Origin of the sequence: Aquicella lusitana, assembly GCF_902459475.1 — a bacterium.
GTDB lineage: Bacteria > Pseudomonadota > Gammaproteobacteria > DSM-16500 > DSM-16500 > Aquicella > Aquicella lusitana.
This window is the reverse complement of record NZ_LR699114.1, coordinates 1,265,011-1,290,698: the sequence shown is the minus strand read 5'-3', so window position 1 is coordinate 1,290,698 and position 25,688 is coordinate 1,265,011. Positions and strand designations below refer to the sequence as shown.

Annotated in this window: 26 protein-coding genes; 16 read left to right on the top strand and 10 right to left on the bottom strand. The window is 45.9% G+C overall.

Annotated elements, in window-relative coordinates; all coding sequences use genetic code 11:
* Positions 1 to 12 precede the first annotated feature (12 nt).
* Complete coding sequence (locus AQUSIP_RS05925) at positions 13 to 1,059, bottom strand: hypothetical protein (RefSeq protein WP_114834547.1); 1,047 nt, start codon at positions 1,057 to 1,059, stop codon at positions 13 to 15.
* 14 nt (positions 1,060 to 1,073) lie between these two features.
* The gene (locus AQUSIP_RS05920; protein WP_114834548.1) at positions 1,074 to 2,315 is read right to left on the bottom strand and encodes a hypothetical protein; all 1,242 of its coding nucleotides are present in this window, start codon (positions 2,313 to 2,315) and stop codon (positions 1,074 to 1,076) included.
* A 313-nt stretch (positions 2,316 to 2,628) separates the two neighbouring features.
* Between AQUSIP_RS05920 and AQUSIP_RS05915 the strand changes: the two genes are divergently transcribed.
* Positions 2,629 to 3,672 carry a hypothetical protein gene (locus tag AQUSIP_RS05915; RefSeq protein ID WP_114834549.1) on the top strand — a complete coding sequence of 348 codons (1,044 nt, stop codon included), beginning with the start codon at positions 2,629 to 2,631 and terminating at the stop codon, positions 3,670 to 3,672.
* A gap of 42 nt (positions 3,673 to 3,714) precedes the next feature.
* Here AQUSIP_RS05915 and tdh read toward each other — a convergent pair whose 3' ends face one another.
* The 3 genes from tdh to AQUSIP_RS05900 all read right to left on the bottom strand — a co-directional run bounded on the left by tdh (position 3,715) and on the right by AQUSIP_RS05900 (position 6,897).
* A complete protein-coding gene (tdh, locus tag AQUSIP_RS05910) occupies positions 3,715 to 4,743 on the bottom strand; it encodes an L-threonine 3-dehydrogenase (RefSeq protein ID WP_114834550.1) in 1,029 nt (342 codons plus the stop codon).
* Positions 4,744 to 4,834: 91 nt separating this feature from the next.
* Positions 4,835 to 6,028 carry a glycine C-acetyltransferase gene (locus AQUSIP_RS05905; RefSeq protein WP_114834551.1) on the bottom strand — a complete coding sequence of 398 codons (1,194 nt, stop codon included), beginning with the start codon at positions 6,026 to 6,028 and terminating at the stop codon, positions 4,835 to 4,837.
* 152 nt (positions 6,029 to 6,180) lie between these two features.
* A complete protein-coding gene (locus AQUSIP_RS05900; RefSeq protein ID WP_170131814.1) occupies positions 6,181 to 6,897 on the bottom strand; it encodes a ferredoxin--NADP reductase in 717 nt (238 codons plus the stop codon).
* A gap of 119 nt (positions 6,898 to 7,016) precedes the next feature.
* Here AQUSIP_RS05900 and AQUSIP_RS05895 point away from each other — a divergent pair, with 119 nt between their 5' ends.
* Complete coding sequence (locus AQUSIP_RS05895) at positions 7,017 to 7,508, top strand: VirK family protein (RefSeq protein ID WP_170131815.1); 492 nt, start codon at positions 7,017 to 7,019, stop codon at positions 7,506 to 7,508.
* Between the two features lie 51 nt (positions 7,509 to 7,559).
* On the opposite strand, the gene AQUSIP_RS05890 is transcribed toward AQUSIP_RS05895, so the two are convergent.
* Positions 7,560 to 7,802 carry a hypothetical protein gene (locus AQUSIP_RS05890; RefSeq protein WP_114834554.1) on the bottom strand — a complete coding sequence of 81 codons (243 nt, stop codon included), beginning with the start codon at positions 7,800 to 7,802 and terminating at the stop codon, positions 7,560 to 7,562.
* Positions 7,803 to 7,867: 65 nt separating this feature from the next.
* On the opposite strand from AQUSIP_RS05890, the gene AQUSIP_RS05885 reads away from it, so the two are divergent.
* Together AQUSIP_RS05885 and AQUSIP_RS05880 are read left to right on the top strand one after the other, a co-directional pair.
* Positions 7,868 to 8,143, top strand: a complete 276-nt coding sequence (locus AQUSIP_RS05885; protein WP_114834555.1) for an FAD assembly factor SdhE — start codon at positions 7,868 to 7,870, stop codon at positions 8,141 to 8,143.
* A complete protein-coding gene (locus AQUSIP_RS05880) occupies positions 8,124 to 8,567 on the top strand; it encodes a protein YgfX (RefSeq protein ID WP_114834556.1) in 444 nt (147 codons plus the stop codon). Before AQUSIP_RS05885 ends, AQUSIP_RS05880 begins: the two co-directional genes overlap by 20 nt.
* On the opposite strand, the gene AQUSIP_RS05875 is transcribed toward AQUSIP_RS05880, so the two are convergent.
* On the bottom strand, positions 8,568 to 8,957 hold the full coding sequence (locus AQUSIP_RS05875) for an acyl-CoA thioesterase (RefSeq protein WP_114834557.1): 390 nt from the start codon (positions 8,955 to 8,957) through the stop codon (positions 8,568 to 8,570).
* Between the two features lie 214 nt (positions 8,958 to 9,171).
* On the opposite strand from AQUSIP_RS05875, the gene lepA reads away from it, so the two are divergent.
* Genes lepA through recO form a run of 5 tightly spaced genes read left to right on the top strand, consistent with a single transcriptional unit; the run spans position 9,172 to position 14,122 of the window.
* A complete protein-coding gene (lepA, locus tag AQUSIP_RS05870; protein ID WP_407641508.1) occupies positions 9,172 to 10,974 on the top strand; it encodes a translation elongation factor 4 in 1,803 nt (600 codons plus the stop codon).
* A gap of 20 nt (positions 10,975 to 10,994) precedes the next feature.
* Positions 10,995 to 11,786, top strand: a complete 792-nt coding sequence (lepB, locus tag AQUSIP_RS05865; RefSeq protein ID WP_114834558.1) for a signal peptidase I — start codon at positions 10,995 to 10,997, stop codon at positions 11,784 to 11,786.
* 10 nt (positions 11,787 to 11,796) lie between these two features.
* Positions 11,797 to 12,462, top strand: coding sequence for a ribonuclease III (gene rnc / locus AQUSIP_RS05860; RefSeq protein WP_114834559.1), 666 nt, complete (start codon positions 11,797 to 11,799; stop codon positions 12,460 to 12,462).
* A gap of 16 nt (positions 12,463 to 12,478) precedes the next feature.
* Positions 12,479 to 13,372 (top strand): GTPase Era, encoded by an 894-nt coding sequence (gene era / locus AQUSIP_RS05855; protein WP_114834560.1) that lies wholly within the window; start codon positions 12,479 to 12,481, stop codon positions 13,370 to 13,372.
* 15 nt (positions 13,373 to 13,387) lie between these two features.
* Entirely contained in the window at positions 13,388 to 14,122 is a 735-nt protein-coding gene (gene recO / locus AQUSIP_RS05850) for a DNA repair protein RecO (RefSeq protein WP_114834561.1), read from the top strand.
* A gap of 251 nt (positions 14,123 to 14,373) precedes the next feature.
* Here the strand turns inward: recO and AQUSIP_RS05845 are convergent, their stop codons facing one another.
* Positions 14,374 to 14,760 (bottom strand): hypothetical protein, encoded by a 387-nt coding sequence (locus tag AQUSIP_RS05845; RefSeq protein ID WP_114834562.1) that lies wholly within the window; start codon positions 14,758 to 14,760, stop codon positions 14,374 to 14,376.
* Between the two features lie 283 nt (positions 14,761 to 15,043).
* Here AQUSIP_RS05845 and pdxJ point away from each other — a divergent pair, with 283 nt between their 5' ends.
* The 5 genes from pdxJ (at position 15,044) to AQUSIP_RS05820 (ending at position 19,806) form a co-directional block, all read left to right on the top strand.
* Positions 15,044 to 15,790 carry a pyridoxine 5'-phosphate synthase gene (gene pdxJ / locus AQUSIP_RS05840; protein WP_114834563.1) on the top strand — a complete coding sequence of 249 codons (747 nt, stop codon included), beginning with the start codon at positions 15,044 to 15,046 and terminating at the stop codon, positions 15,788 to 15,790.
* Positions 15,791 to 15,857: 67 nt separating this feature from the next.
* The gene (gltX, locus tag AQUSIP_RS05835) at positions 15,858 to 17,276 is read left to right on the top strand and encodes a glutamate--tRNA ligase (protein WP_114834564.1); all 1,419 of its coding nucleotides are present in this window, start codon (positions 15,858 to 15,860) and stop codon (positions 17,274 to 17,276) included.
* Positions 17,277 to 17,335: 59 nt separating this feature from the next.
* The gene (gene cysS / locus AQUSIP_RS05830; protein WP_114834565.1) at positions 17,336 to 18,712 is read left to right on the top strand and encodes a cysteine--tRNA ligase; all 1,377 of its coding nucleotides are present in this window, start codon (positions 17,336 to 17,338) and stop codon (positions 18,710 to 18,712) included.
* Positions 18,713 to 18,734: 22 nt separating this feature from the next.
* Positions 18,735 to 19,334 carry a hypothetical protein gene (locus AQUSIP_RS05825; RefSeq protein WP_232058643.1) on the top strand — a complete coding sequence of 200 codons (600 nt, stop codon included), beginning with the start codon at positions 18,735 to 18,737 and terminating at the stop codon, positions 19,332 to 19,334.
* Positions 19,335 to 19,359: 25 nt separating this feature from the next.
* Positions 19,360 to 19,806: a hypothetical protein gene (locus AQUSIP_RS05820; RefSeq protein ID WP_147277490.1), complete on the top strand. Its 447-nt coding sequence runs from the start codon at positions 19,360 to 19,362 to the stop codon at positions 19,804 to 19,806.
* Between the two features lie 86 nt (positions 19,807 to 19,892).
* Here AQUSIP_RS05820 and AQUSIP_RS05815 read toward each other — a convergent pair whose 3' ends face one another.
* Positions 19,893 to 20,396: a hypothetical protein gene (locus AQUSIP_RS05815; RefSeq protein WP_114834567.1), complete on the bottom strand. Its 504-nt coding sequence runs from the start codon at positions 20,394 to 20,396 to the stop codon at positions 19,893 to 19,895.
* Positions 20,397 to 20,717: 321 nt separating this feature from the next.
* On the opposite strand from AQUSIP_RS05815, the gene AQUSIP_RS05810 reads away from it, so the two are divergent.
* Positions 20,718 to 21,131 carry a hypothetical protein gene (locus tag AQUSIP_RS05810; protein WP_114834568.1) on the top strand — a complete coding sequence of 138 codons (414 nt, stop codon included), beginning with the start codon at positions 20,718 to 20,720 and terminating at the stop codon, positions 21,129 to 21,131.
* Between the two features lie 71 nt (positions 21,132 to 21,202).
* Here the strand turns inward: AQUSIP_RS05810 and acnA are convergent, their stop codons facing one another.
* Entirely contained in the window at positions 21,203 to 23,884 is a 2,682-nt protein-coding gene (gene acnA / locus AQUSIP_RS05805) for an aconitate hydratase AcnA (protein ID WP_114834569.1), read from the bottom strand.
* 205 nt (positions 23,885 to 24,089) lie between these two features.
* Here acnA and AQUSIP_RS05800 point away from each other — a divergent pair, with 205 nt between their 5' ends.
* Entirely contained in the window at positions 24,090 to 25,688 is a 1,599-nt protein-coding gene (locus AQUSIP_RS05800) for a cytochrome ubiquinol oxidase subunit I (protein WP_114834570.1), read from the top strand.

Here is a 25,688-nt window from a genome sequence, read left to right as displayed (position 1 = left end):
CATTTCCTTTGTTCACGTTTTTTTGGTTGGAGAGAGTGAGAATGGAATCGAGGGGGAGTGAACGGGATTTTGTGAAACAGATGACCTTTTAAAAAGTGAAAAAGGCAGCACGGAAGCTGCTGAATCTGCTCTGCGCAAGTCTTCAGTACCGGTGTCAATTGTGGCTGCTTCCGAAGATACAGGCAGGCTTGTGTCTTGAGTTGCTTGTATTGTATCGGCGAAATTTGTTCGGGTAGTCTCTTCATGGTTTCTGTCGGCAAAGGAGGATAACTGTGCCATGTTTTCAGTCACGCTCGATATCTGGGAATGTATTTCGTTTAGCAAGGCGGGCAGAATAACCGAATCGTAGTGTTTTCTTTTTTCCCGCGATATTCGCGATGAATTCATGTTGTATTTTCTTTTGCGTTCGGCTGCGGTCAATTTATCATTTTTCGCGTCATTTTTCTGTTTTTTATTTACCACTCTATCGGATTCCAAGTCTCCATTTGAATCTAATTGATACTGTTTTTGCAGTTCAGAAGATGGATTGAGCTGGTTTAATAATTTCGCCCCCTCCGTAAATTTGTAGGAGATGGAAGAAGTTTGGCAGAGGTATTGAATGGCTTTTAGATGCTGCATGATCTGGTGCAATTGTTCCTGAAGCTGCGGCAACGGTTGTGAGAGAAGGGATGTTTCCTCACGGCCTGTTTCGGTTATTTTATTCTCACTCTCTTCATTAAAAAGCGGCCAATCAGCATCCAACGTTAATTGCGCGTTCAAAAAAATCAGCTTGCCGGTCTGTTCGTCATGCTGAATTAATCCCTTTGTAATAAGGGAGGGGCGGATGAACGGATAGTTTACCCAGAGGCCATCTATGTCATTGAATTGAATCGCAGCCAGTAAAAGATCTTCTGAAATAGAAAAATCGTCTTCACCTATCGCAAGCAGAGTGGCTACAACAGCAAATTCCTCATCGCTGAGCAAGGGTACCTGTACGGTCGTAATGCCAATCTGCTGGAATCTGTACGAGCCAATTTGTCGCTGCAGCTCGATAGCCTGGGAGTCTGTAAGATATAGCATGAAATCTATTTCCTTTATTTAAATCGATTAGGTGTCGTTGCATGGTGATGCAGTGAAGTTGCTTTACGATGTGTGTTTCCAGCGGATGAAACACTTGCTGTGTTGTCCATCCAGCCAAATATCCATTGTGTCGCTTTAGTGTAAACTCTGTTTAATGTGGCAGAAGTTTCATTAATCATAGTCCAGCTTTCATCTTGACACGTATGCTGGAGTTTTTCCGGCGCTGAATAAAACAGTTGGGGAGAATTTTTAACGGCATGGCCTCGATCTTCAACTGAACCCGCGGTAAAATCTTGCCGTGCACTTTTTATAAATGTATTTCGCTTGCTTATCCCGAGCTCGAGTTGAATGTAATAATTTTCCAACACAGACAAAAAACGTGCAGAATGCAGCGATCCGTTTGCTTGATATTGTTGCGCAATATTTTCTATTTGCTGCTTGACCAAATGAGGCAGCGCTGTCATGACCTGGGATGAAAGAAGCTTTGTCACATCAGTTTCAATTGCCCAGTCAGGGGATGAAAAAGAAGAAAGTATCTTCATCATGGCACGAAAACGAGCTTTATGAGTTTCCCCCTTGCAGGCTTTCAGGGCGTCCAGCAGCTTGACCATCTGGTCAAACAGAAGAAAATGCGCCGGCTGCGAAATCATGAGATAGGTGGGCGTGCTATTCAGGAGCAGATGTCGATAATCACTGAAGACAGGGTCTCTGGATTCTTTTTTCTTCATTATTTTTTCCACCGCCATGCTTTCAAACCAGGCATAATCCCCAGCGAAAGCCTTGAGCATGAATTCATCTTTAATGAATTTATCCAGCGAGTTAACGAGGTCATCATTTATTTCGGCCATCAAGGTTTCCATATCACTAGCTGACTGCAGCTGTGCCCAGCAATGATTAATTTGAGTGCCAGTGGAGGCTAGTAACTTCAATATGTTCTGTTTTGGCAAATCAAGTAATTTCAGTTTGGCTAACACTTTTTCCAATGTGAGCACATAAGCCTTTTTAATATAGTCATCTGTCAGACTGGGTGGTATCCCCCGCGAACCAAGCTTGGTGAGCAGGGTTAAAATTTCCCTGTCTAGTTGACGGGCCCTTTTGTCATAAGAGGCAATGTCCGACATGTGAAAAAGTGCGTTGAGGTGAATGGTGCTGATTTCCTGAGAACTAAGCCGTGTGAAGGCTTGATCCAGTTGAGAGAGTGTATCGCGGATAAGTTGCTTTGATTGCAGGGCTGTGTTCGGGTCAATACGCAACATGATGTTTTACTCCTGACAAGAGTTTGTGATTATTTGCGTTTGGTTGATGTTTAGAATAATTATTATTTCAAACTCAACTGTCAGCTAAACGGGGGCGTTTTTCTGGACGCTCCCGCTAAAACAAGCCTATTACCCGATCCTATCAATCAAGGCTTAAGAAAAACTTAAGAGTCTGGTTTTCTTTTATGTCCTAGCCTCCATCGGGGTGTTGATAAAAAAACATTTTTTTAAATACAATAAGTTAAAATTACCTCGTTGTTTTCTCTTTTAAAGAATACGCTATACTATAAAAAAATACGCGAGGAGTTTTTTTATGTTTAGCCATGAACAGTTAGCCGAAGAAATAAAAGAGAAAGAACAGGAAATCAATAAGAAACTAGATAAAATTGTTACCGAGCTAACTCAAGTAGCATTGCCAAATCTCGAGCTGGCTCGAGAGCTGGATGATTTTATTCAGGCAGTTCAGGATAATAAATTCGATTATTCCCTCATTGAAAAAAAGCTTCGAGCGGTTCGTCATGGTGTTTCCAAAACGGACAAGCAGGACTTGTTGGATCAAATCGCTAAACTGCTAGAAAAAAAAGCACAGTATTTACAAATCATGCCTACTCAGATCAGAGAAAAACCACCCTATGAGGAGGTTGGATTGAGTAGTGATCCAAATACACAAAACATGGCAGCGCAGGAAACCAGCCAAATTATAGAATTACTCTTTAAGAGGACTGGTGATCCAGCGGAGATTGCAAAAAAGATAGATGAAACAAAAGCTGAAATTGCAAAAAAGACAGATGAAATTATAGGCTGGTTAACGGATGCTAATGACAGAGAAGCGAAATTTGAAGCTGCAAGAAAAGTATTTCAGAATAAAAATTTTGCAGAACTATTTTCTCCAAAGCAAATTGCAGAATTATTGGTAGCATTCAAAGCCCAGTTTTTTGACTTGGCGAGACGTGAAACTACAGAATCTACTAACAAACGTTTGCTGTTGATGCTGGAACATATTAAAACTTTTGTAAAATCTCGTTACCCGGATTTTAGCGAATTTTTAGAACAAGACGGCGTTAGAGAGGTACTTGAAAGGTCTAGCACTATTAAGCAGGCATTTAAAGAAGAAAAAATAAAAGAAAAAAAGGCTGATCAACATCATCATCTTGCTATTGCTGAACAGGTTGCTAAACATGTTGCTAAACATGTTGATGCTGCTGCTAAAAAAGACCAAATTGGGAGAGCGTCTCCCAATTTGGTTCAACGTTTTAGAGGCCTGTTTAGAGCACCGAGCGATCCTTCAGGTTCAGGGCCGGAAAATAAGAAGAGGGATATTTTGCCCACAAGACAACCTTCCCGAGGGAAAAAATAGACATTTTTGACTGATGCAGTAGTAAAATTAGTGGTTCTTTTATTATTCCCAATTCATGATGACTTTGCCCGACTGGCCGCTGCGCATGGTTTCGAACGCCTGCTGGTATTCGTCAATGGAAAATTCGTGGGTAATCACAGGGGCAATATCGAGTCCACTCTGCAGCATGGTAATCATTTTATACCAGGTATCATACATTTCACGGCCATAAATGCCTTTGATAATGATGCCTTTCATAATAATCTGGCTCCAGTCAATGCCTGTGCCATGCGGCAGGAAACCCAGCAGCGCAATTTTGCCCGCATGGTTCATGTAGGTAATCATGTCATTAAATGCCTTGGCGTTGCCTGACATTTCAAGGCCTACATCAAAACCCTCTTTCATGTTCAGTTGGTCCATGACTTCTCTGAGGCTGGTTTTTGCTGGATTGACAGCCAGTGTGGCACCCATTTTTTTCGCTAATTCAAGCCGGTACGCATTCACATCGGTAATGACCACATGGCGCGCGCCTACATGTCGCGCAATGGCTGCAGCCATGATGCCGACTGGTCCCGCGCCCGTAATCAGCACATCTTCACCTACCAGGTCAAACGACAGAGCGGAATGCGTTGCATTGCCAAAAGGATCCAGGATGGCGGCTTGGCTATCTGGTATGGAAGGAGGGATGGGGTAGGCGTTGGTGGCGGGAATGCTCAGGTATTCAGCAAAACACCCGTTGCGGGTGACGCCCACGCTGACGTTACGACGACAAAGATGTGAGCGCCCTGCGCGGCAGTTGCGGCAATGCCCGCAAGCAATGTGTCCTTCGCCTGAAACACGATCGCCCGGATTGAAATAGCTGGTTACTTCCTTGCCTATTTCTACAACCTCGCCTACGAACTCATGGCCAATGACCAGCGGAACTTGAATGTGCTCCTGCGCCCATTCGTCCCAGTTATAAATATGAATATCCGTGCCGCAGATCGCGGTTTTTTTTATTTTGATCAGAACATCATTTGGGCCGACGGCGGGCATGGCAACGTCTTCCATCCAAATGCCGGTTTGTGCTTTTGCTTTAACGAGCGCTTTCATGTTTTCCTCATCATGTAGTGGGGTAAGTGAAGCAAATGTGTTTTTATTTGGCAAATTAAAATAACTGTGCCGCTTCTTCCAAGTAAACAGATCAGTGAATCACACCCAATTTGCGACCAATTTTGGCGAAAGCCTCGATCGCCTTGTCGAGATGGGATTTTTCATGCCCAGCTGAAATCTGCGTGCGGATACGTGCCTGCTCCTGGGGGACGACCGGAAAGGAAAAACCAATCACATAAACACCTTCATGCAGCAAATCATCCGCCATGGCTGTAGCGAGCCTGGCATCACCCAGCATCACCGGAATAATAGGGTGATCTTTGCCCGCCAGTTTGAAGCCCAGTTTCTCCATTCCCTGTCGGAAATGTGCGGTATTCGCATGGAGTTTCTCAATCAGATGCTGACTGGCTTCCAGCATTTCGAGTACTTTAATGGAAACCGACGCAATGGTGGGCGCGAGCGTATTGGAAAAGAGATAAGGGCGGGAACGCTGCCGCAGCCATTCAACCATTTCCCTGCGGCCACTGGTGTAACCGCCTGAAGCACCGCCGAGTGCTTTCCCGAGCGTGCCGGTAATGATATCAATACGGTTCATGACGCCATGATATTCATGCGTACCGCGTCCGTGCTGCCCCATGAAACCGACGGCGTGAGAATCATCCACCATGACCAGGGCATTATATTGGTCTGCGAGATCACAAATCGCAGGCAGGTTGGCAATGATGCCATCCATGGAAAAAACACCATCCGTTGCAATGAGTTTGACGCGGCAGTCTTTGGCTTCTTTTAATTTGGCTTCAAGGTCATGCATGTCATTATTGTTATAACGGAAGCGTTTTGCTTTGCATAGCCTGATGCCGTCAATGATGCTGGCATGATTTAACGCATCACTAATGACCGCGTCTTCAGGGCCTAATAGCGTTTCAAAGAGACCGCCATTCGCATCGAAGCAGGATGAATAAAGAATTGTATCTTCAGTCCCAAGAAAATGACTGATCTGTTGTTCCAGATTTTTATGTACTGATTGCGTGCCGCAAATAAAACGTACCGACGACATGCCATAGCCGTATTGATCCAGGGAAGTTTTGGCCGCTTCAATCAACGCTGGGTGATCAGCAAGCCCCAGGTAATTATTTGCGCAAAGATTAATGACCTCCGAGCCATCCTGCAAGCGAATAACGGCCTGCTGTGGCGAAGTAATAACGCGTTCTGCCTTATAAAGGCCCATTTCCTTTAAACGGCTCAGTTCAGTGTTGAGCGATTGCAAATATTCATGTCTGGTCATGCTTTATTTCCTTTTGCTTAAATTGGCGGAAATTATGGACCAGATCGGAAATCCATGACAAGGGTATTTCATCGCTTCACTTGGCCGGGGATATTAATAAAGAGGGAGAATCGCGATTCTCCCTCTCATGGGATATTCTGGTCTAATAAAGTTTAATACCCTGGGAAGTCTTCAGTGCGAATGTGTTCTTCCTCTTCAATGCCCATTTCAGCGAGTGTTTCCTGTAAAGCAGTTACCATCGCGGGCGAGCCGCAAATGTAATAAATCGGTGCGCTGATGTCAGGAAGGTATTTTTTTATCATCTTATCAGTAATGAAACCGGTTTCGCCTGCCCATGTATTATCTGGCCGGTCCATGGCGGCGATGAGCTTAAAATGCGGATTTTTTTGCTGTAGTTGCATAAGTTCATCCAAAAATGCCGTATCGCTCGGCTGCTGGTTGCCATAAAATAAATAAATCTGTTGCGGTGAATGATGATGTGTCGCATATCTGATCATGCTGTAAAATGGCGCAATACCAATACCGCCGGCAATGAGAACGGCAGGGATAGAAGTCTCCTCATGCAAAACAAAATTCCCAGTAGGCCCGGCGAATTTTATTTCACTGTCTATAGGCAGTGCGTTGAGTACACGTTTATACGCAGAATTTTGTATACGTGTGACGATAGCGAGATGCGCATCGTCAGGGGTTGAAAGCAGTGAAAAACGCCGAGTGATACCGCCTGCGTCGGTTTCAGCAGGATTGATCAGTGTAAAGCCTGCATATTGACCTGGCTTGAAAGTCAGTCCCTCAGGTTTTTCAAATACGAAAACATGGGTTCCCCGTGCAACTTCACGGCGTTCAATTAATTTAATGATATGAATGGGCATAATCCGGTCTCTGTGTATTGGCTGTCTTGCGTTTATGGCACGCTCATGGCACTTGTGCATGCACTTTTACCATGCGACATCTTAGTATATATTGTGGCATTTCCATAGGGAGAATTAATATGAAAGGCTTCAATAGATGGCTGACTGTCATCACTTCATTGACGATGGCTGTCAGCGCAGCTTATGCGGCACCTAAAACATTGACCAACTATGAACAGCTTTTACAAGCGCTGGAACAGGGCGATGAAGTGCGTGCTATCATTCATATGGATAAGTGCACTGTTAACAAAGCGGATGTAAAAGGTGCTGCTGATATAGGCGGATCCAGTACGCGCATTAACTTTACGCTTTTTTCACATTATAAAGTGCCAGTAAATGGCCAGGAAAAATATACTGTTGCCACTTCACAAACGCTTTTCACTGAACACCGAGCATTTGGCCCTGTTTATGCTTATGGACGTTTGCGTGTATTTGAAGATAACTCCGCCGAATTTCATGCGGCGTATTATGATCCCAAAACTTACGAGTTAAAGGGAGCTGTAAATTATAATTGCCATCTTGGCAATGGAGCCGATCAGAACAGTATCGTATTGTTTGATGCAAGTGTGTAGCAGTCATACCGGACTGGCGGGCGTTTGCCTCCGCCAGTCTTTCTATTTCATTTAGGGTGAGCGCTTTTTAGGTGTGTGCGGGTGTTCGAGACGAGCTGATTTTAACTTTTTTTCTAACAGATCAATAAAGCCAGCGATTGCCAGTCTGTTTTTTTCATCTTTAATATCAATGATGCACTCCGGTTGCCGCAGGAATAACTTGGTCTTTGCCAGGTCTATTCTCAGCTCAACAGGTAGCGCTGCGGAATCAACCTGATCTATTAATTGGATTAGCTCTTTTTTTATATCTGCCATTGGGTTACTCTTTTTGCAGTTTTTTCATTTTTTAGTATAGCAAGCAAAGCTAAAGAGAAGCTTAAATGAAACTGGATAATGAACACAATATATTAGAGAATTTTTCCAGGCTGAAATGGGCCTGCCGCCGAGGTATGCTGGAACTGGATGTTTTATTGGGGAATTTTTTAGAGGAGGCGTATCCGGATTTGTCTTTGGCGGATAAACAGCGATTTATAGCGCTGCTCGGTCAATCGGACCAAGATCTTTATAAGTGGTTATTAGGCCGCGAGCAGCCGGCCGACAAGGAATTGGTGAATATCACGGAAGCGATCCGCCGCCATGCCAGGTCCAGAATTTAAACTTAGACCCTCACGACAATACCTTGCTTTAATAGGGACCGTTTTTCTGGGTAGTCTGGGAATGGTGTTGTTACTGCCCATTGAAGCGTGGATAAAAATCCTGATCTGTCTGCTTCTTTTTATTTATGCAGGGGGTGTGCTCTGGCAATTTGCTTTACTGCGCAGTCCGCACGCTGTTATAAGTCTCCGGCAAAATCAGCATGGCAAATGGCTGCTGCGTACGTCCCTGAAAGTTTATGAGGCAGAATTGTGTGGTGACAGCACCGTGACACCGTTTGTTTCTATCTTGCGTTTTCGTCTGCCAAAACAAGGCTGGTCCATGCTGGTGCCTGCTTGCTTTAAGCCTGGCGTCTGCATTGTTTTTCGTGATTCACTCAAGCAGGATGACTACAGAAAACTGTTAATACACTTGCGCATGAGCTGATTAACGATCCACGGGATGTGGCTTGCCGTGATCATCAATGGCGACAAACGTAAACACGCCTTCAGCCACTTTTTTATGTTTATCTTCCACCAGTCCATTCGTCCACACTTCAATCTGGATTTGCATGGAAGTACGTCCCACCTTCAGAATATCAGCATAACAGCATACCGTATCTCCCACGAGGACACGCTTGATAAATGTCATGGAGTCGATGGCGACAGTCACGCAACGACTGCGTGCACGATGCCGCGCAGCAATGCCTGCACCCATATCCATATGCGAAACCAGCCAGCCACCAAAAATATCGCCATGTGCGTTGGTATCCGCAGGCATGGCAACCGTCTGGATCACTAACTGGCCTTTGGGGTGAATGTCTTCATGTTGGGACATATGTTATATCCTGATGTTTAACAAAATCGTTACATACCATGATATAACAGCCTGAGGCTGCAAAGTAACCAGAATAAGCCAGCGTTTGCTCTGGCTCGTCTCCTCAAACGGGGCGACAATTAAACACTTTCTCTTTAGTTATAAAGCACTTATTCCATATTGGTATATTGCTAAAAAATGCGTTACTATCATGCCCCTTATCAGGGTTATCTACATGTCTATGCAAAATATTCGGAATTTTTCAATTATTGCCCATATTGATCACGGCAAGTCTACCCTTGCTGATCGCCTGATCCAGCGTTGTGGAGGCTTAAGCGAGCGTGAAATGCAGGCCCAAGTACTGGACTCCATGGATCTTGAACGGGAGCGGGGCATTACGATTAAAGCGCACAGCGTAACGCTGTACTACAAGGCGCATAACGGCGAAACCTATCAGCTGAATTTTATTGATACACCGGGCCACGTGGACTTTTCATACGAAGTTTCTCGTTCGTTGGCGGCCTGTGAAGGAGCGCTGCTGGTCGTGGACGCTGGACAGGGCGTTGAGGCACAAACGGTGGCCGTTTGTTATACAGCGATTGACCAGGGCCTCGAAGTAGTCCCTGTGCTTAACAAAATTGATTTACCCCAGGCCGATCCTGACCGGGTAATTCATGAGATTGAAGATATTATTGGCCTGGAAGCAGGAGACGCTGTGCGAATCAGCGCCAAACAAGGTGTGGGCATTGAGGAGCTGCTTGAGCGGTTGATTCGGGATATCCCCCCTCCAGTAGGCGATTTGGAGGCACCCCTGCAGGCATTGATTATTGATTCCTGGTTTGACTCCTATCTGGGGGTGGTGTCACTGGTTCGGGTCAAAAATGGCGTATTAAAAACGGGCGAAAAGATGCAGGTCATGTCGACCGGCAAAGCCTATGAAGTGACTGGCCTGGGTGTTTTTACACCCAAGCGGGTGTCAACCGATATTTTGCGCGCAGGCGAAGTGGGCTATGTGATCGCTGGCATTAAAGATATTAATGGTGCGCCCGTAGGCGATACGCTGACGCATGCGCATCGTCCGGCAACGACCATGCTGCCCGGGTTTAAAAAAGTGAAGCCGCAAGTCTACGCAGGCTTGTTTCCTATTCATTCGGATGATTTTCCTGCCTTGCGCGAAGCGCTTGGCAAGCTCCGCCTGAATGACGCCGCGCTCTTTTTTGAACCGGAATCCTCCGAAGCCTTGGGCTTTGGTTTTCGTTGCGGATTCCTTGGCATGTTGCATATGGAGATTGTGCAAGAACGGCTGGAGCGCGAATATAATCTTGAATTAATTACAACAGCGCCTACCGTGGTGTATGAAGTCGTGAGCACGAAAGGCGATATCCTGTATGTGGATAATCCATCCAAACTACCGCCGGTCAATCAGATTGAAGAAATACGCGAACCTGTTGCGAAGGCCAATATATTGGTGCCGCAATCTCATTTGGGCAACGTCATCACATTGTGCGTAGAACGGCGCGGCGCGCAAAAGAGCATGTTATTTCATGGCAACCAGGTCGCGCTGGTATATGAATTGCCCATGAGTGAAATCGTGCTGGATTTCTTTGACCGACTAAAATCGGTAAGCCGTGGCTATGCTTCGCTCGATTACAGTTTTTCCCATTTCCAGACAGCAGATCTGGTTAAGCTCGATATCATGATCAATGGCGAGCGCGTTGATGCACTCGCCACGATTGTTCACCGTGAACAGGCTCAATCCCGTGGACGGCTTGTTACTGAAAAGCTGCGCGAACTGATTCCAAGACAAATGTTTGACGTGGCTGTGCAGGCAGCGATCGGCGGCCATATTATTTCACGACAGACGGTGAAAGCGATGCGTAAAAACGTAACGGCAAAATGTTATGGCGGTGACATTTCCCGCAAACGCAAACTGCTGGAAAAGCAAAAAGAAGGTAAGAAACGCATGAAACAATTGGGCAATGTGGAAGTACCACAAGAAGCGTTTCTGGCAGTGTTGAAGATTGATGAAAAGAAATAAAGAGCAGAGAGGTCTTACCTATGAACTTTAACTTCGAATTAATTTTATTTTATGCCACGGTTATTACCGGCCTGATTGCGCTGTTTGATATTCTTTTTCTTGCGCCGCGACGCAAGCGCAAAGCAGGTGCTGAAGCAAAAGCCAAACTGCCTATCATCATCGACTATGCACGGTCTTTTTTTCCTATTCTGTTGGTGGTGTTTTTATTGCGTTCTTTTTTATTTGAGCCTTTTCGCATTCCTTCCGGTTCGCTTGAACCCACGTTGCTGATGGGCGATTTTATTCTTGTTAATAAATACGATTACGGCGTGCGCCTGCCGGTCGTACACAAAAAACTGTTTGGAGAAGGTAAACCGGCGCGCGGTGACATCATTGTGTTTCGCTGGCCGCCGAATCCATCGGTTGACTTTATTAAACGCGTGATCGGATTGCCGGGCGATAAAATCAGTTACATTAACAAAGAATTATTTGTTAATGGCGAAAAAGTTCCGCAAGAAATGCTCACAAGCAGTATCTTCGAAGACGAGAATGGCGAAGCTCGCGAAGCACAAGAAAAACAGGAAAATTTGCTGGGGGTGAAGCACAAAATTTTCATCGACCCGAAAAAGTCCAGCCGCGATTACTATAATATCGTCGTCCCTGAAGACATGTATTTTGTCATGGGTGATAATCGTGACGATAGTGCTGACAGCCGATATTGGGGGTTTGTGCCAGACAAGAATATTGTAGGCAAGGCGGTGCTGGTCTGGATGAGCTGGGACAGCAGCAAAACAGGTATCCGGTGGGGTAGAATAGGAAAAGCGATTCATTAGTGAAAATGCCATGAGTGATGAATTAACCAGCAAACTAAATTATGTATTTCAACAACCTAAATTGCTCAAGGTCGCCTTGACCCACCGGAGCAAGGGCGGTGATCATAATGAACGCCTGGAATTTTTAGGCGATGCGGTGGTTAACTTCGTCATTGCAGAAATCCTGTATCACCAATTTCCCAAAGCCACAGAAGGGGAATTAAGCCGCTGGCGTGCGACATTGGTTAACCGGGATACCCTGGCTGAACTGGCGAAAGAATTTGAACTGGGACGTTATTTATTTCTGGGTCCCGGCGAATTGCGAAGCGGCGGCAGCGAAAGGCAGTCTATCCTGTCCTGCGCAATGGAAGCGATAATTGGCGCGGTTTATCTGGATGGCGGTTTTGACGCTGCCCGTGCGTGCATCATGGCGTGGTATGAGCCTTGGCTTCAGTCGTTATCCACAGCGGCCAGTCATAAAGATCCGAAGACACTTTTACAGGAATATCTGCAAAGCCGCCGCATGCCTCTACCTGTTTATACCGTTGAAGCCATTGAAGGCGAAGCCCATCAACAGCGCTTTACAGTAAGCTGTCAGGTGGAAGGCGTGGAACAAAAAACCCGGGGTAAGGGCACCAGCCGGCGTCGCGCCGAGCAGGACGCTGCTCTCGCCATGCTAGGCGTGCTGAAAAAATAAATAGGTCACTATACTCATGAATGAAGCGATAGAAAAAAGCGGATATGTAGCCATTATTGGTCGCCCCAACGTAGGAAAATCAACGCTCCTGAATTGCCTGCTGGGTGAAAAATTGAGTATTACTTCGCCCAAGCCACAAACTACGCGATGGCAAATTTTAGGTATTAAAACGTTGCCGCAGGCACAAATTATTTATATGGACACACCCGGCGTGCACAAAAGCGAAAAGCGCGCCATGAACCGCTATATGAATCGAATTGCCAATGCTGTCCTAATCGATGCGGACGTGATTGTCTTCATGATAGACGCAACCAAATGGCACAGTGAAGATGAGCTGGTGTTAAAAAAACTCGCCAGTTTATCCAAGCCCGTTATTCTCGCCATCAATAAAATTGATCGTCTCAAGGATAAAGCCCTGCTTTTGCCGCTGATTGAAAAACTCAAAGACAAGCTGACATTCGCGCAGATTGTTCCTATCTCTGCGCTGGAAGTACAAAATATTCCCGCACTCGAAGACGAAATTATTAAATTATTACCGGAAGGCCCGCAGCTCTATCCTGAAGATCAAATCACGGACAAGGGCGTGCGCTTTCATATTGCGGAAGTGATCCGTGAAAAATTAATCCAGGCCACAGAAGAAGAGCTGCCGTATGCGACGACGATCGAGATAGAGCAATTTGAGGAAAGCGACAAGCTAGTTGAAATCGGGGCGGTGATCTGGGTAGAACGTCAGGGTCAAAAAGTCATTATCATTGGCAAGAAAGGCGCCAAGCTGAAAAAAATAGGCATTCAGGCTCGCCGTGAAATTGAAAAATATTTGGACCGCAAAGTGTTTTTGCGCCTGTGGGTGAAAGTAAAGGAAGACTGGACCGATAATGAGAAAGCACTCCGCAGTCTGGGCTACGAATAAGATCGGCGTTTGCCTATGAAGCGTGTTTTACTTCAGCCCGCTTATGTTCTTCACCGTCGTTTGTATCGAGAAAGCAGTTTTCTAGTAGAGTTATTTACGTCTGAACATGGTCGCCTTACTGTCGTGGCGCGGGGTGTGCGAAAGGCCCGTTCACCCACGCAGGGCTTGTTGCAGCCTTTTATTCCTTTACTGGTTTCCTGGTCAGGGAATGGCGAGTTGATGACGCTCTCACAAGTTGAACCAAACGGCGCCGCGGTTTCTCTACGCGGGGAATGCTTGTTTGCCGGTTTTTACCTGAATGAACTACTGATGTGTTTGTTGCAGAAGTGGGATGCCCATCCGGTATTGTACACGGCATATGAAAAAGCAGTTGCGATGCTGCAGGCAAGCGTACTGGAACAAGGTGTTTTGCGCTCATTCGAAAAAGCCCTACTGGAAGAGCTGGGCTATGGATTGTTTCCCAAATCAGACACTGAGCTTCAACATGCTCTACAGCCTGATCACTATTACCGTTTTGTGCCTGAACAGGGTTTTGTTATCAGCACGCTGGGCAATCCGTCACAGGCAAAGACACATATTTTTTCTGGAAAAAATCTGTTGGCCATTGCCAGAGAAGATTGGCGAGATGAAAGTTGCTTGCAGGATGCGAAACGGCTAACCCGCTTTATTTTGGCTCCCTTACTGGGTGCGCGCCCCATTCATAGTCGTAAACTTTTCCTGCAGCTCAATGGGGAAGAGAGCGATAAATAGCATGTGTGTGGCTATTTTCAACGTGTTTATTTATCTGGACTTTGGCCATTTTTGAAAAGCGTTCACAAAACGGTCATCCTGAGCGAAGCGAAAGATCTCCTTTTGTATATCGGGAGATCCTTCGCTTTGCTCAGGATGACAGCATTATCGAGCATTTTGTAAAATGGCCAAAGTCCTCTAGCTAATATGGCATAGTCAAAAAAAAGCCCGGTAATAATGACCGGGCTTTTCTGGAAGAGAGCAATAGCTTATTAATAAACAGCCAGTGTTTTTTCCCAGCGTGGAGCCTTCCATTCCCAGTTGGTACACTTGCCTTCGCCAAGATCGTATTTGTTACACATCCAGTAACCCTCAATCCAGGCTACACCACTGGTGGAATCTGCATACTGGCAAACGCGGTGTTCAGCGACCCAGACATCTTTATACCAACCAGCCATGACAGTGAAGCAATTCATATAGCCGGCGGGTGTGGCGATGACTTCTTTAGGCGCGGGTACAGCCGTGACAATAACCGGTTTTTCCACCACCACCTGCGTAGTGGCTGTGGGCGTGGTTGTCTGTGCTTCAGCATGAGTGTAAATAACAAGCGACAATAAACTACAAAGAAAAGTAAATAGTCCTTTATTAAAACGCGACATAGCAGCCTCCATTTTGCTAAATTCTAGTTTATTCCGTTAGTTACGATGCGCATTGTCCTGCCGTTTCTAAAGTCTGAATAGCAGTGCTAGACCTCATCAGCATAACGTTTATAGTGTATAACGGCAACCAGTTCAAATGGTTGCAGGCAGAAGAATAAAAAATTATTTTAGCTTCCAGACAAGCGGCTAATGTACAATTGCCAGCAGGTTAATGATAACGAAAACGGTCTGTTTGCCAGTATATCTATGCACAGACGACGCAAGTCATGAATAGAGGATAAACATGAAGGATACACCGATTTTATTGGGCGTTAATATTGATCATGTTGCAACATTGCGCCAGGCGAGGCGGACGCGCTACCCTGATCCGGTTGAAGCCGTCTACGCAGCTGAAAATGGGGGGGCAGATGGCATTACAGTGCATCTGCGCGAAGATCGTCGCCATATTCAGGAGCGTGATGTCGCGCTGATTCAATCGGTACTTTTAACGCGCCTCAATCTCGAAATGGCAGTTACAGAGGCGATGATCGCCTATGCAGAAAAATTGAAACCTGAGCATTGCTGCCTGGTGCCTGAGAAACGTGAAGAATTGACGACCGAAGGCGGCCTTGATGTCTTGTCTCAAGAGAGCAAAATACGAGAAGCCACCGCACGTTTGAAGCACGCGGGAATTGAAGTGTCCCTGTTTATTGATCCCGAGATTAAACAGATTGAAGCCTCGCTCCGCTGTGAGGCACCCGCCATTGAAATTCACACAGGCGCTTACGCAGACGCGAAAACGGAGCTTGAGCAGAAACAGGAACTGCACCGCATCATCAAGGCTGCGCAATTTGCGCACGAGGCAGGATTGATTGTCAATGCCGGACATGGTCTAAATTATCAGAATGTACAGGCGATTGCGCGCATACCGCAAGTGAATGAATTAAATATTGGCCATGGTATTATTGCACGATCCCTGTTTATGGGGCTTGAAGCTGCGGTCCGCGAAATGAAACGATTAATGCTGGAAGCGAGCGCACATAGCAAATAGAAGACGCACGCATCGCACGATAACACGGACTGCCATTATTAAATTGAGCAAGTAGAGTTGACAGAAAATGAATATCAGAACACGCTTTTCACCTAGCCCCACAGGCATGATTCACCTTGGTAATGCACGCGCGGCGTTATTCAGCGCTTTATTCGCAAAAAAAAATGAAGGTGTTTTTATTCTTCGGATTGAAGACACAGACGCGGTTCGTTCAGAGGAGCGCTTCGTTGAAGCGCTGGAAAATGATCTGCAATGGCTGGGCGTGTATTGGCAAGAAGGCCCAGGCAAAGACGGTGATTACGGCCCTTATTGGCAGTCACAGCGTCAGCCTATTTATGAAAAATATTACCGGATATTGGAAGAAAAAAAGCTGATTTATCCTTGTTTTTGTACTGATCAGGAACTCAATCTCGCGCGCAAAATTCAACTCTCAAGGGGACAGGCGCCACGTTATGCTGGCACATGCCTGCGCTTATCGCCGGATGAAGTGGCATCGCGTTTGGCTGCCGGTAAAAAGCCAGCCTGGCGCTTTGCCGTGCCAGCTAATACGCTGATTGAGTTTACAGATGTGGTAAAAGGGCAGCAGCAATTCAAAAGCGATGATATCGGTGATTTTATCGTGCGGCGCGCCGATGGCACAGCGCCTTTTTTATTTTGCAATGCCATTGATGACGCAGAGATGAAGGTTTCTCATGTGCTGCGTGGTGAAGATCATCTGGCAAATACACCCCGGCAGATTCTGCTACTTAATATACTTGGATTGAAGGTACCGCATTACGGCCATTTGTCCCTGATCGTGGGTGATGATGGCGCGCCACTCTCTAAACGTCATGGCAGTTTTAGCTTGCATGAAATGCGCGAACAGGGTTTTTTACCTGTCGCTGTCATGAATTATCTGGCCCGTTTAGGCCACGCTTGCGATGCGCAGGCATTGCTTGATTTTGATGAATTGGCAAACCATTTCTATCTGGAAAAATTAAGCCGCTCGCCGGCAAAATTTGATAAAAGTCAGCTGATGTACTGGCAAAAGATGGCGGTACAAATGCTGGATGTAGCTGCACTATGGCATTGGCTGGGTGAAAGTGTGGCAAGCCAGGTACCCTTAAACTTGCAATCACTATTTGCAGAAACGATTAAGGCCAATATTGCTTTTCCTCATGATGCGCTAATGTGGGCGAAAATATTTTTTCATGAAAAGGTTGAGATGGGGCCGGAAGAATTAAAACTATTGCGCGACGCAGGCGAGCAGTTTTTTGTTGAAGCAGAGCAGGCCGTTGACAAATATGGTATTGATCTTGCTCCATTGCTGGCAGAAATGAAACAGACACTAGGGATAAGCGGTAAAAAGCTTTTCATGCCTTTGCGTGTCGCATTGACTGGCAAAAGTTATGGCCCTGAACTTGCGCAGATCGCCGGCATTTTGGGCAAGGAGAAGATGAAGCACCGATTTGGGCGCGCAGTCCAGTATGCCAGTGGAAATGAATGAGTGCACGACAAGTCGCCATGCGTTATTCAAACACTCTCAAGAACAAACGGAGTGATAAGATGTTAAAAATTTACAATACATTGACACGCCAAAAAGAAAAATTCAAACCCCTGCAACCTGGCAAGGTAGGCATGTATGTTTGTGGTGTCACTGTTTATGATTATTGTCACATCGGTCATGCGCGTACCTATGTTTCCGCAGATGTGGTCCTCCGCTATTTGCGTTTTCGCGGTTATGAAGTTAATTACGTCCGCAATATCACTGATATAGATGACAAGATTATCAAGCGGGCAAATGAAACCAAAGAAGACGTGAACACGGTTACAAAACGTTTTATTCAAGCCATGCATGAAGATTTTGCCGCGCTCGGTTTGGCGCAGCCGGATCATGAGCCGCGTGCCACAAAATATATTCCACAAATGATTACGCTCATCGAAAAAATTATTGCAAACGGCCACGCCTATGTGGGCGCTAACGGCGATGTGTATTTTGACGTGCGAAGTTTTGCTGATTACGGTTGCCTTTCCCATCATAATATAGAGCAGCTTGAAAGCGGTGCGCGCGTGGAAGTAACGGAAGTAAAGCGCGATCCACTGGATTTTGTTTTGTGGAAACTGGCCAAGCCCAACGAGCCCTTTTGGGATTCTCCCTGGGGCCCTGGACGGCCCGGTTGGCATATTGAGTGTTCTGCTATGTCAATGGAGCTACTCGGCGAGCATTTCGATATACACGGCGGCGGGCGCGATCTTATCTTCCCCCATCACGAAAATGAAATAGCGCAATCTCAGGCGGCTACACATAAAAAATTTGCCAATGTCTGGATACACGGCGGCTTTTTACAAATTGAAAAAGAAAAAATGTCCAAATCACTGGGTAATTTCGTTACCATCCGCGAAGTGCTGCGTGAACATGAACCTGAAGTTCTGCGTTATCTGTTGATGGCCAGCCATTATCGCAGCCCGCTCGTGTATACGCCGGATACATTAAACCAATCGCGGCAAGCCCTGGCCCGATTCTATACGGCGCTGCGTTTTCTGCCGAATGCGGCACGCGCGGCAAACACATCGTTTGAAGCCGCATTTATTGAAGCAATGGATGATGATTTTAATACACCCGTTGCGTTATCTGTCTTATTTGAGCTTGCGCATGAAATTCAGCGTTTACGCGAAAAGGATAAGGATAGCGCTGCTGCGCATGGCGCGCTCTTGCGCTATCTTGGCAATGTGCTGGGTGTGCTGACGTCTGATCCGGAAGTTTTTTTCAAATCTGGCGCAACTGTCGACAGCACTAAAATTGAAGCGCTCATCGCAGCGCGCAATCAGGCGCGTCATGAAAAAAATTGGGCTGAAGCTGATCGTATTCGCAAGGAATTAGCTGCAATGTCCATTGTTATCGAAGACAGTGCTAGCGGTACGACATGGAAATATGTGAAGTGATATTGGTAGAGCAGGGCGGAAGATGACGCTCATGGAACCCATCAGCCTGCTGTTTACAACAAAAATATTGGTGACGTTGTTTGTGGCCGTGTTGGTTCCAGTTTATTGGAAACACTACGGGCCGCAAAATTTTCTGTGGCTATCTGACATCGGTTTGTTTCTGACCTGCTTGGCGCTTTGGTTTCAATCTCCGCTCCTAGTTAGCATGGCTATTATTGGTATCCTGCCGTTTGAAGTTATGTGGGTGATTGATTTTTGCTACCAGCTACTGAGGGGAAGCAAATGGTTGGGTGTGAGTGATTATATGTTCGACTCACATTATTCGGCATTTTTGCGCGGTCTTTCGCTTTTTCATATCGTGATGCCAGTGATTTGGATAGTATGTCTGATCTACTGGGGATACGATGTACGTGCGTTCTATTATCAAACCGCATTATTCTGGGTCGTTATCATCCTGACTTATTTGCTGACGGATCCCAAAGAAAATATTAACTGGGTTTTTATGCCCCAGACTCAGGGCTGGCGCTGGCTTTTACCCCAATTTTGGCTTGCTATTCTATTAATCGGGTCACCGCTTTTTCTATTCTGGCCTTTGCACAGTTTACTGAAGACAAGTTTTTAAAAAAGCAAAAAATGAAGGAGATGAGATGATGAAATCTGGACGTATTGATTTGACAAATAATTCGGAGACCCCACAAGAAGCAGAGTTTGATATTAACCAATTTTTAAATTTAACAGACGTTAACGACCAATCTAACAAACGAAAAGACCCCGAAATCTCCCAGAATGCCCTGAATCAGGCAAGTAAAATCAAGCGGCTTAAGACAAAGTTCAACGAGCTGGAAAAAATCGCTCATGAGCTGATGGATGAAAACATTCGAGCGCAAACGGAAATTGAAGAGCTTAAACAAAAACTTGGTAAAAGCGAGGCTGAAACGCTTAAGGAAAAGAAAATATATGCAAAAAGGGTCATTGCAAAGGCATTAAAAAATAAAATCCTGACGCTTGGTTTTATTCAATCTCCATCCAATTCAAGTGAGCGGGATCAACAACTTCATTTAGGGCGAGAAAAGCAATTCAAAAAGAATATCTAGGCTGCCGATGTATAGAAACATGTCGTCATGGCCCCTGGACGGACATGACGACATTTTCCGGTTTATACTGACTGAAAAGTGGAATTTTATATATGCTGTATTGTGCCGTAGCCCTTTCTGAATTGTTTAGTCTCAGAATAAGTGTTGACTACGTTTCTTAAAGCGATATTTCCCGCAATCGTTTCGAGTTGGGGAAAGATTTGACTGCTAATTCCTTGTTTTTCCGCTCTGTCGCAAAATGATCGAGCCAGTGCAACCGCTTCATCGCGATATTGTTCTGCAGCAGTGAGGGATAAATTATTTCTAGCATTTTCAGAATCAAATTTTGCTTTGAGTTTACAAACTTGATTGACAAAGTTGTCGAAAAGCGTTTCCTCCTTCGTCTTACTCAAACTTTTCCAGATTGATTCAAGAGAAAAAGACTGCTCGCCTTCCAGAATCAGAGGGTGTATGACACTTTCATATTTTCGCCAAAGATGTGGCGTAACAATGATGGCTGATCTTATCAAGAACTTATGAATATCTGCTGGTGTGATTGAATCCTCAGGTATATGAAGTCTGGTTGAGTTTTCTTTTTTTCTGAAGAACATTGGTTTTTGCCTCGTTTGTTAGATAAAAGCATAGTTATTTTTAGAGATGGAAGAACTTACTTAAATGGGATTTTAAGTAAACAATTTTAATAATTTGTTTATTATTTTACCTTTCATGATTTATTTCGTCAAACAAACTGAAGAAAGGAAAATTTAAATGCGACTCTGGATTAAGGATTCGCTCTTAACTTATTTATTTTGAAATCAAGAAGTTATTGAATTCTATGGTTGGATGTTTTTTGTAAAAAAGTCGGCTAGATAGCAGTAAGTTTCGGATCGTATTACAATTGAAATAGGAAGTTATTTGCAATGGAGAAGGCCATGAAAAAGCTTATTGCCTTGGTAGTCTTATCCTTATTTATATCACCAATTGTCGTAGCAAAACCCCCAGCAGATAAAGATAAAGCTCACACCAAGAAAGTAGTTGTGGTGCAAAAGAAAGAAAATAAACAAGTAGTTGTAGGGCAAAAGAAAAATAGCAAGAAAATAGTCGTAGTGCAAAAGAAAGATAAAATGCCCGTAAAAAGTAATAAAAGTAAGCGCGAAAAAGTGATCTCAAGAGATCCTCTTCTTCCAACCGATGCTCCTCCAGGCCTGAAAAACAAAGGCCAACCGCCCGGCTTGGCTAAAAAAGACAAAGTGCCGCCAGGATGGTCTGAAGGTGAAAAACGTGGCTGGGAAGATAAAGGATTTTTCCGGTCTGCATGGGATCGATTTTTGGGTTTCTTTAAATAAATATCCCTTGATTGAGAGAGCGGGCAGAGTGAAAACTAATCATCACTCTGCCGCTTTTCGTTGTGAAATGCTTATTGCGAGTTTTTCAACATGTTCCGCAACACATACTGCAAAATGCCGCCGTGGCGGTAGTATTCAATCTCATTTTGCGTATCAATGCGGCTCAAGAGTGCAATCTCCGTTTTGCTTCCGTCTTCGCGTTGAATAATGGCTTTAATTTCAGCGTTGGGCTTCATCGTACCATCGATGCCGACAATGCTGATGATTTCTGTACCGTTTAATTTAAGTGTCTTGCGTGTCATCTCGCCCTGGAACTGCAGAGGTAAAATGCCCATGCCAATGAGGTTTGAACGGTGAATTCGTTCAAAACTCTCAGCGATAACAGCGCACACGCCTTGTAATTTTGGCCCTTTGGCTGCCCAGTCACGTGATGAACCCGTGCCGTATTCTTTTCCGGCAACAATCACCAGAGGAACCTGTTCCCGCTTGTAGCGCATGGCAGCGTCATAAATGGACATGACTTCCTGGCTGGGATAATGCTTTGTCATACCGCCTTCAATACCCGGCACCATTTCATTGCGAATGCGGATATTCGCAAACGTGCCGCGCATCATGACTTCATGGTTACCGCGGCGTGCGCCGTAGGAATTAAAGTCTTTGACCTGGACGCCTTTGGACTGCAGGTATTTGCCAGCCGGACTGTCTGCTTTAATGGAACCGGCTGGTGAAATATGGTCTGTGGTAATGCTGTCACCCAATAAGGCCAGCAGGCGTGCACCTTCAATAGACTGTATGGGACGAGGTTCTTTGCTCATGTCCATGAAAAAAGGCGGATGCTGGATATAAGTCGATTCGCTTTGCCAGGTATAGGTTTCACCCGCTGGCACGGCCATGGATTGCCAGTCCTGGTTGCCCGCGAACACATCCGCGTATTGTTCACTAAACATTTTACTGCTGACCTTTGCCACTTCTTCAGCCACTTCTGCATTAGATGGCCAGATATCCTTGAGATAAACCGGCTGCCCCTGCTTATCATGGCCGATGGGTTCCTTTGTTAGGTCAATGGAAGTGGTTCCAGCCAAGGCAAAGATAACCACCAGTGGCGGCGATGCGAGCCAGTTTGCTTTAACTTGCGGATGAATGCGCCCTTCAAAGTTCCGATTGCCAGAGAGTACAGCGGAAACCAGCAAATCCTGCTCAGAAACGGTTTTTGCAATGGGGTCGGGCAGTGGCCCTGAATTGCCAATGCAAGTCGTGCAGCCATAACCAACCAGGTCAAAGCCAAGCCGATTGAGGTACGGTTGCAGACCGGAGACTTCCAGATAGCGTGTAACCACTTGCGATCCCGGTGCAAGGGAGGTTTTGACCCAAGGCTTGCGATTCAGGCCTTTCTCTACAGCTTTTTTGGCTACCAGTCCTGCCGCCATGAGTACGCTTGGATTGGATGTATTAGTGCAGCTGGTGATGGCAGCAATGACAACGTTCCCATGCTGCAAGTCCAGGTTGTCATCGGTTTTGAATGTCTTGTCTTTTTCCCCTGCGCGATTGGCATCCATCAGCAGTTTTTCGAAGGCTTGTTTTAATTGCGATAATTCCACGCGGTCTTGCGGCCGCTTGGGTCCAGCAAGGCTCGGTTCTACACTGGCGAGATCCAGATCCAGCACATCCGTAAACTGGGGTTCTGCACTGTCTTTTCCATACCATAACCCTTGCGCTTTGGCATACGCTTCAGCCAGCGCGATGGTTTGTTCATCCCTTCCAGTCAGCCGCAGATAATCGAGCGTGGCTTGATCGATAGGGAAAAAGCCGCACGTTGCGCCGTATTCGGGTGCCATGTTCGCAATGGTGGCGCGATCTGCAACGGGCAGATCTGCTAATCCTGTGCCAAAATATTCAACGAACTTGCCGACAACGCCTTTCTGACGCAGCATTTGTGTTAGCGTCAATACGAGATCAGTAGCGGTGACCCCGTCACGCAACCTACCAGTCAATCTGACACCGATGACTTCCGGGATAAGCATGGAAATAGGCTGGCCCAGCATGGCGGCTTCGGCTTCAATGCCGCCTACACCCCAACCGAGTACACCGAGGCCGTTGACCATAGTGGTATGGCTGTCAGTGCCGACCAGCGTATCGGGATAAGCGACTTTGTGCCCATCTTTCTCATCATGCCAGACGGTTTTGGCTAAAAATTCGAGATTGACCTGATGACAAATGCCGGTATCAGGCGGAACGACGCGAAAGTTATCAAAGGCAGTCTGGCCCCAGCGTAAAAAAGAATACCGTTCGCTGTTTCTTTCCATTTCCATCCGCGCATTTATATCAATGGCATTTTTAGTGCCAAAAGCATCGACCTGAATGGAATGATCGATGACCAGATCAACAGGGGAAAGTGGATTAATCTGGTCGGGATTGCCGCCCATTTTTTTGATGGCATCGCGCATAGCGCCCAAGTCAACCACGGCTGGCACGCCGGTAAAATCCTGCATGAGGACGCGGGCAGGGCGGTAAGCGATTTCACGATCGGATTTTTTGGTATCCAGCCAGGCACGCAGGGCTTCTATATCATCCTGTTTAACGGTGAGGTTATCTTCATGGCGCAGCAGATTTTCTAAAAGAATTTTCATGGAATAAGGCAGACGGGAAATTCCTTTTAGACCCGCCTCTTCCAGCGCCGGGAGGCTAAAATAATGATATGATGTGCCGTTTACAGTTAATTGACGCTGTGTTTTGAAAGAATCAATGGCAGTCACGAATGGTCTCCAATTTATCTAGTTATGATCAAGAGAAGCTGAACTTTTACTATCATTGAGCAGAGCAATACCCAACTAAGGCAGCATGTCCGCAAACAAAAATAAAAACACGGCTGCTCTGCATTAATAAGTGAATAGTCATAAATTATCGCGTATTATATACATGTTTTTGGTTCTTGTTACATCCTTCAAAAGGATTAAAACTATGTTACCTGCAAGCGATGTGGTACTTCTTTCTCGTTTTCAGTTTGGCATGACCGCCCTCTATCACTTCTTGTTTGTTCCTTTGACGCTCGGCTTATCCACCATGCTTGGTATCATGGAAACCGTTTATTTCATGACCAATCGTCCTATCTGGCGCACGATGACACAATACTGGGGCCTCCTTTTCGGTATCAATGTCGCGATGGGTGTGGCGACAGGCGTGACGCTTGAATTTCAATTTGGAACGAACTGGGCCTACTATTCGCATTACGTTGGTGATGTGTTTGGCGCCCCACTTGCAATCGAAGGCCTGATGGCTTTTTTTCTGGAAGCGACTTTCATTGGCATTTTCTTTTTTGGCTGGGACCGCATTTCCAAAGGGGCACACTTGATCGTGACCTGGATGATGGCGGCCGGCGCGAGTTTTTCTGCACTGTGGATTCTGATCGCGAACGCCTGGATGCAAGATCCGGTGGGCGCTCATTTTAATTTCAGAACCATGCGCATGGAGCTGTATGATTTTTACAGTGTCATATTTAGCGAAGTGGCCCAAGCCAAATTTGTACACACTATCAGTGCAGGTTATGTGACGGGTGCGATGTTCGTGCTTTCGATCAGCGCTTATTTCCTCTTGCGCGGACGCAATGTGGCTCTCGCCAAGCGCTCAATGACGATAGCGGCTGCTTTTGGACTCGCTTCCGCCCTGTGCGTGGTGGTGCTTGGAGATGAAAGTGGTTATCTCGCTGGTCTCAACCAGAAAATGAAAGTAGCTGCTATCGAAGGCATGTGGGATACAGAGCCTGCGCCCGCTCCGCTCACTGTCGTGGGTATACCGGATCAAAAGGAACGCATTACAAAATACACCCTGAAGATTCCTTACCTTTTGGGGTTGATCGCGACACGCTCAATCAGCCAGCCGGTGTATGGTATTTTTGATCTGGTTGAGGAAGCGCGCGACAGAATACGGAGTGGGATTCTTGCTTACCATGCTCTGGATACGCTGCGAATCGATCCGGCTGACAGGCGGGCAGAAGATATCTTGGCTGCAAACGAGCAAAATATTGGTTATGGCTTTTTATTGAAACGTTTCACCGATGACGTGATCCGCGCGACACCTGAGCAGATTGAACAGGCTGCCTGGTATACAGTCCCTGATGTGTTTACCCTGTTTTGGACTTTTCGCGTGATGGTTGCATGCGGTTTATATTTTATTCTGCTCTTTGCTGTAGCATTTTATCTGGCTGTACGCCGCCGTATTGCTAACCATAAATGGTTTTTATGGATTGCCTTGCTTAGTTTGCCACTTCCCTGGCTTGCCGCTGAAATGGGGTGGGTCGTTGCTGAATATGGCCGACAGCCATGGGTCGTGGATGGATTGTTGCCTACCTTTATGGGCGCTTCCAGTTTGACAGCGGGTGACGTGTGGCTTTCGCTAGCCGGCTTTATTTTGTTTTATTCGGCACTCGCGGTGGTGGAACTGTATTTGATGGTGAAATATATACGTCTAGGCCCGGAGAATATCTTTAAGCCTGAAGATTTCAGCGTACATCCTAAACAAACCGAGCCTTCTGCAAAAAATCTGATAAAAGCGGAGCGATAA